We start from the raw sequence: 6,758 nt of genomic DNA on the forward strand, positions 1-6,758 counted from the left end.
AAATGGCGGTAATGCCGATACCGCATGTCTGACTCTTCAAAATTTCCACAACTTCCCTTTGATGAGATTCTTAAGCGCATAAATGCCGGTGCTGCGGTTATCACATCTAACCGAAGACTCGCGTTGGCGCTTAAAGAAAAATTTAACCACGAGCAAATCAACCATCGAATGGCAGCGTGGTATTCAGCTGATATTCTGCCATTTACAGCTTTTATTGAGCGTATTTACTTTGATGCGCTTTATTCAAAGCAAGCACTGATATTTCCCTTACTACTTTCTGCAGCACAAGAACAGGCGCTGTGGGAATCCATTATTCAATCCTCTGAGACGGGAAAAGTGTTGCTGCGAATTCCGCAGACAGCACAGTCGGTTCGCGAAGCATGGCAACTTGCACATGCATGGCAACTTATCCGTCATCTTGGCGATTTTTATCTGAACGAAGACGGTAAGGCATTTCTGAATTGGGCAGATTCTTATCAACAAATAACAACGCGTAATCATCAAACAGATCAGGCACGTCTTTGTAGCCTGATTACAGAACAGTATGAATTTTTGAATATCAAGAAGCCATCCTGCCTGATTTGTTATGGGTTTGATATTTTTACACCGCAGCAGAATGCTTTCTTAGAGAGACTGATTGCCACCGGGTGCGAGGTAGTGGTTGCCAGTTCAACAGCAAACCATCAGTCATTACTGAATAGAGTTCAGCGTGTTGAATATATCCACAGTCGTGATGAGATTTATCAGGCAGCCATATGGGCACGATCAAAGATAGAAGCGGATCCTGCGGTTCGTGTCGGCATTGTGGTGCCGGCATTAGCCAATTACCGCAGCGCACTGATGCGGATTTTTAATACGGTCATGTATCCGGATATCAGATTTGCATTGCCGGGCGCTGCGCGTCCCATTGCTCCATTTAATATCTCATTGGGCTTAACGCTTACCTCTTATCCAATGATTGACGCAGCGTTTGCAGGCTTGGCGCTGTTGGATCAAGGGATGGAGTTCAGCCGGGCGAGCCATTGGCTGCGCTCTCCGTTTATTGCAGGAGGAGAAACTGAACTGGGGCAGCGCGCATTACTGGATGCGCGCATTCGCCGAAATGCCGAGCCTGTGATTACATTGGAACGATTGCTCACACTCGCTCTGCAAGCAGGTGGCCAGGAAAGCTGCCCGATTTTGCTGCAATGTCTATCAGCATTAGTTAAATTTCGCCAAACAGAACTTCCCAACTTAGCGAGTCACGCAGTTTTTGCCAAGATTATCTCTGAAGTATTGAAGATTACGGGTTTTCCCGGCGAACGCGGCATGAATTCTTCTGAATATCAGACACTTGAGAAATGGCAAGCATTAATTGCGGATTTTGCGGCACTGGATCATGTCATGGCAAAAACGAGCTATCATGAAGCGATCAGCCGGCTGAAGCAAATGGCAAATGAAACACTATTTCAACCAGAAACACCTGAAGTACCCATTCAAATTCTGGGCGTGCTGGAAGCGGCAGGGATGGTGTTTGATCATATATGGATGATGGGCTTGTCAGATGAACAGTGGCCTCTGCGTGCCCGCCCCAATCCGTTCGTGTCTTTGGAGTTGCAGCGCCGAGCCAAGATGCCGCTGGGTTCTACGCTGGAGTCATCGGCTTATTGTCAGCGCTTGATGGATGGGTGGCTATCCAGTGCTCAGGAAGTCATTGTAAGTTACCCAAAATATAGCGATGATCGTGACGGACACGAATTAAAACCTAGCCCGTTAATCAAATCCATACCTGAAGCCAAGCCGGTTTTCCCTGATGTGATATCGCATCGCGATCTGATTCTCCAATCCTGCCAACTCGAGCGAATAGAAGACAGTCAAGCATTGCCACTGGATGAGGAAACTATCAGGCAAGGCATCAAAGGCGGTACATCGGTGATCAAGGATTACGCGGCATGCCCATTTCGAGCCTGGGCAAAGCATCAGTTGCAGATTGAAAGCCTGAATGTACCGCATACCGGTTTAAATTCAATGGAACGGGGTTCGTTGGCGCATCAGGTTTTAGCGCAATTATGGCGTCAATTGAAAACCAAGCAAGCATTGGATGCCATCAGTGAGCATGATCTTGAAAATATGCTGACGAGCGCTGTTGACAGCGCGATTTTACAGATGCAGCAGCACAAGCCGGTTGCGCTTTCAGGGCGTTTTGCGCAGATTGAACAGCGACGCCTGGTGCGTTTGGTTTATGAATGGCTGAGTGAAGAAAAGAAGCGGGGTCATTTTACAGTGATTGCGACTGAGGAGAAATGCTTCATTCAGATCGGTGATCTGGTGCTGAATGCGCGTCTGGATCGAATCGATGAACTGGAGAATGGACAGCATGTCATCATTGATTACAAGACCAGGAAACCATCGATTCAGACAATGATCGGGGATCGTCCGGATGAACCGCAGCTTCCTTTATATCTACTCATTACTGAAGCGAAGCAACAGGCTGCAGGCGTTGCATTCGCCTCTCTCAAGCGAGGAGAAATGGGATTTGCGGCGATTATGCGCGATGCGGATTTGCTGCCGGATGTGAAAGCCTTTTCGCAATTAAGTGGATGTAAACAATTTGCTAGCTGGGAAGATCTGATCACGGCATGGCGGCAGCAATTGACACATCTGGCTGAGGGTTTTTGCAGTGGTAATGCCAAAGTAAATCCCAAGGATTTTCCGGCAACTTGTGCATACTGCGACATGCAACTGTTGTGTCGAATTCATGAGCGAACAGGCGAGGATTCAGCTGAGCAGGAGGATGAAAATGGCTGATACTGAACTCATTCCTGATGCCGATGAACGCTACCGGGCGCTGGATCCCGCCCAATCATTTATTGTGCAGGCGCCCGCTGGATCGGGTAAGACAGCGCTGCTGATTCAACGCTATCTCAAATTGCTGGCTTGCGTCGATGCGCCGGAAGAAATTGTGGCGATTACGTTCACCCGGAAAGCTGCGGCAGAAATGCGTACACGCGTCTTGGCTGCGCTGCAAGTTGAAAAGAAGCCTATTGATGCCGAAACTGCCTATGAAAAACTGAACCGCGAGTTAGTGGCGGCTTTTTTGCAGCGGGACTGCCAAGCGGGCTGGCATCTCATCGAAAATCCAGAGCGGTTGCGGATACAAACGATTGATTCACTCTGTGCTGCATTGACGCGGCAAATGCCACTGCTATCAAAACTGGGTGCACAGCCTGAGACGACTGAAGATGCTGCGGATTTCTATCTTGAGGCAGCGCGAGCCACACTGGAGCAGGTGGAACAAAACCATGCGATTGCCCTTGATGTGGAGCGATTGCTCGAGCATCTGGATAATGATATGGCACGCGTTGAGACACTGCTTGCTGAGATGCTGGCGCAGCGCGACCATTGGTTGCGTCATATTTACGGCAAAACCCGGGAAGAATTGGAAGCATCCCTGCAAAATTCACGTCGCAATGCCCTGCAATTTGTTTTTCGGTTATTTCCCGCCGCGATGCACGATGAGTTGTTGGCATTGCTGCGTTATGCAGCTGCAAATCTTGTGGCTATAGGTAAGTCATCAATAATTTCGCACTGCGATCAGTTAGATACGTTATCAGCGTCGAATGTCGAACATTGGTGTGGCATTGCTGAATTATTATTGACTAAGAATGGTACATGGCGAGAAAGAATCTCTGCTAATGAAGGCTTTCCACCAGGCAATACCAAAACTGAGAAAGACGCAGCAAAGGCATGGAAGAACCGATTGGAAATTCTGATCAATTCGCTGAGTTCAGAAGAAACTCTCCGGCAAGCGTTGCATGCTATGCGTCAACTTCCACCACCGTATTATTCCGATAAGCAATGGGAAATATTAGATGCAATCACAAGATTGCTGCCGCATGCTGTGGCGCAATTGAAAATTATTTTTCAGTCAAAGGGAAAAGTGGATTTCTCAGAAGTTGCGCAACGCGCATTGCTCGCGTTAGGTGATTCCGAATCTCCAACAGATCTGGCATTGGCTTTGGATTATCGCATCAAGCATTTGATGATTGATGAATTCCAGGATACTTCAATTAGTCAGTTTAAGTTGATTGAGAAACTCATCGCAGGGTGGGAAGCAGGGGACGGGCGTAGCTTGTTTGTGGTGGGTGATCCGATGCAATCCATTTACCGGTTTCGCGAGGCAGAAGTGGGGCTTTTTTTGCAAACACGAAACGTGGGAATTGGCAATCTTGTTTTGCAACCGATCATACTCAGGGCAAATTTTCGTTCACAGCAGAGGATTATTGACTGGGTTAATGACACTTTTTCGCAAATCCTGCCTACTTGCGAAGATATTGCAACAGGTGCTGTGGCCTATGCGCCTTCAATTGGGATACACCCCGCCCTTACTGGCGATGCAGTAAAGATACATCCTTTTTTTGAGAAGGATCATGCGGCGGAAGCCCGGCAAGTTGTAGAGATTATCATGCAAACGCGGCGTGACGATCCAACTGCTACGATAGCTATTTTAGTACGTAACCGTAACCACTTAAGCGAAATTGTTAAACGAATAAGAGCAGCTGGTTTATGTTTCCGCGCCATTGACATCGAATTGCTGCATCACAAGCCCGTCGTGCAGGATTTGCTGGCGCTTACCCGAGTGCTGGTAAATCCAGCCGATCGCCTGGCATGGTTTGCATTGCTGCGTGCACCATGGTGTGGCCTTCTACTTAAGGACATCGCGGCGCTAGCGGGAATTGAGCAAAAAGAAAATGATTGCGGCGCGATTACTCAAGAAACCACGGTGTGGGAATTGATGTGCGATGAAAGCCGCTGGCATGCTATTTCAGCCGATGCGATAGTGCGTATCCGCCGGCTACGCGAAGTGCTGAAGCTCTGCATGAATCATCGACAGCGCCAATCATTGCGCATTACAGTGGAAGCCGTTTGGCAAGTAGTGGGTGGTCCGGGTTGTATTAATCCAATGGCCGGAGATAAGGATCAGATTATAAGCAGTCTGGATGATGCCAGGATTTATCTGGATTATCTTGAGAATCGAGAAGAAGCCGGTAATATTCAGGACTTGGCGGCTTTTGAAAGGGGGCTGAGTGAGCTGTATGCCTCACCGGATCTGCAAGCAGATGATACCTTGCAGATTATGACAATTCATAAAGCCAAAGGATTGGAGTTTGATACGGTGATTGTGCCTGGACTTGGTCGAGTATCGCGTAAGAATGATAAGCAGCTGCTTAAATGGATAGAACAGCCACATAATAAAGCGATGAATGGAGAGAATGCGCCGATTGCAGATTTATTGCTTGCACCTATTCAAGAAACTGGAACAGGCGCTGATTCAATTTACAGGTGGCTGGATAAACTGGAACATGACAAGGAGCAATTTGAGGCAGATCGTCTGCTATATGTTGCCGCCACTCGTGCAAAGAAATTTTTACATTTAATGGGTAATGTAAATTTGATTCCGGATACTGATGGGAAACTTATACCTCAAAAGCCATTGACAGGCTCATTGCTATCCAGGCTCTGGTCAAGAGTACAATCAATTTATAGAGATGCAGCAGAACAAAATAATGCAGCTGGGAATTGTCAGTCAGAAGACCAAAGCTATGAAATAACGATTAGAAATATAAAAAATCAGAATATTTATCGATTGAGAACAGAATGGGTGTTACCAGCTGCCCCACAATCAGTAACTTGGCAAGAAAGGCAAAGTAATCCACATTTACGGGAAGAAATAGAATTTTCTTGGGCAAGTGAAATGGCTCGTCATGTGGGTAATGTAGCACATCGTTGGTTACAACAAATTGCGGAAGATGAAATGCGGGACTGGAGCCCTGCACGCCTACAAGGGATGCGCAATCAATTTAGGCAGAACTTATTTGCTGATGGTATGAGCGGAAACAATAAGGAAATGGAGTATGCGGTTGAGCGCGTTATTTTAACATTGACAAATGCACTTAACGACAAGCGCGGGCAATGGATTTTGGGTCCCCAGCGGCTGGCACAGAATGAATTAAAAATCAGTGGCATTATCGATAATACACCCGTGAGCTGGGTAATTGACAGGACTTTTTGTGATTCCAACGGCGATCGATGGATAGTAGATTATAAAGTAAGTAGCCATGAAGGTTCGGATATCCAAGGTTTTCTTGATCGCGAACAGATGCGCTATCATCACCAACTCAATTGCTATGCAAAACTCATGCAACAAATAGATTCACGACCTGTAAGACTGGGAATTTATTTTCCATTGATCTGTGGTTGGCGCGAATGGTAAGAATTGAGTAAACAATTTTAAAATTTTTAAAAGATTTGATTCCTGGTGAGCAATTAGAAGGTAGAAAAATAGAAAAAATTGTAAATTTTTTGTGAAGTAATTTTTCTCTTTAACCCTTGTTCTCAAAGTGGAAAAGTTGTGATTAGGGGGTTAGAATTCCATGGAGTGGTAAAGGGATTTTATGACAAATGACTTGACTTTAAGGGGCAAGGTCGACTAGCCTGAGAGGTGTAGCTAAATCAGGGGAGGGAAAAGAGCTGATTTAGCTGCCGCAAATTAAGCAGTACTAATTAATTAGTATTAAGAAGTAGGAATGAGAAGTAGTATTTGATTAACAGTTAGGAGAAAAGAACATGGCAACAACATATGGTACAACGAGCGCAGCTAAGAGCGCTGACTACGACATGTCGCTGTGGTACGACTCTAAGTACTACAAGCTGGGCATGGCAACGATGCTGCTGGTTGCGATATTTTGGATCTGGTATCAAAGGACATTTGCTTATTC

General features: G+C 46.3%; 3 protein-coding genes. All 3 read left to right on the forward strand.

Annotation, left to right across the window (positions count from 1 at the left end; translation table 11 throughout):
• Positions 1-24 precede the first annotated feature (24 nt).
• Complete coding sequence (locus tag BM021_RS01785) at positions 25-2,787, forward strand: PD-(D/E)XK nuclease family protein (RefSeq protein ID WP_090718109.1); 2,763 nt, start codon at positions 25-27, stop codon at positions 2,785-2,787.
• Positions 2,780-6,253: a UvrD-helicase domain-containing protein gene (locus BM021_RS01790; protein ID WP_090718113.1), complete on the forward strand. Its 3,474-nt coding sequence runs from the start codon at positions 2,780-2,782 to the stop codon at positions 6,251-6,253. Before BM021_RS01785 ends, BM021_RS01790 begins: the two co-directional genes overlap by 8 nt.
• Positions 6,254-6,606: 353 nt before the next feature.
• Positions 6,607-6,758 (forward strand): methane monooxygenase/ammonia monooxygenase subunit C (locus tag BM021_RS15920; RefSeq protein WP_305728873.1); only part of this gene is annotated, 152 nt, incomplete at its 3' end.

The sequence above is a fragment of the Nitrosomonas sp. Nm166 genome, assembly GCF_900112825.1.
Classification (GTDB): Bacteria; Pseudomonadota; Gammaproteobacteria; order Burkholderiales; family Nitrosomonadaceae; genus Nitrosomonas.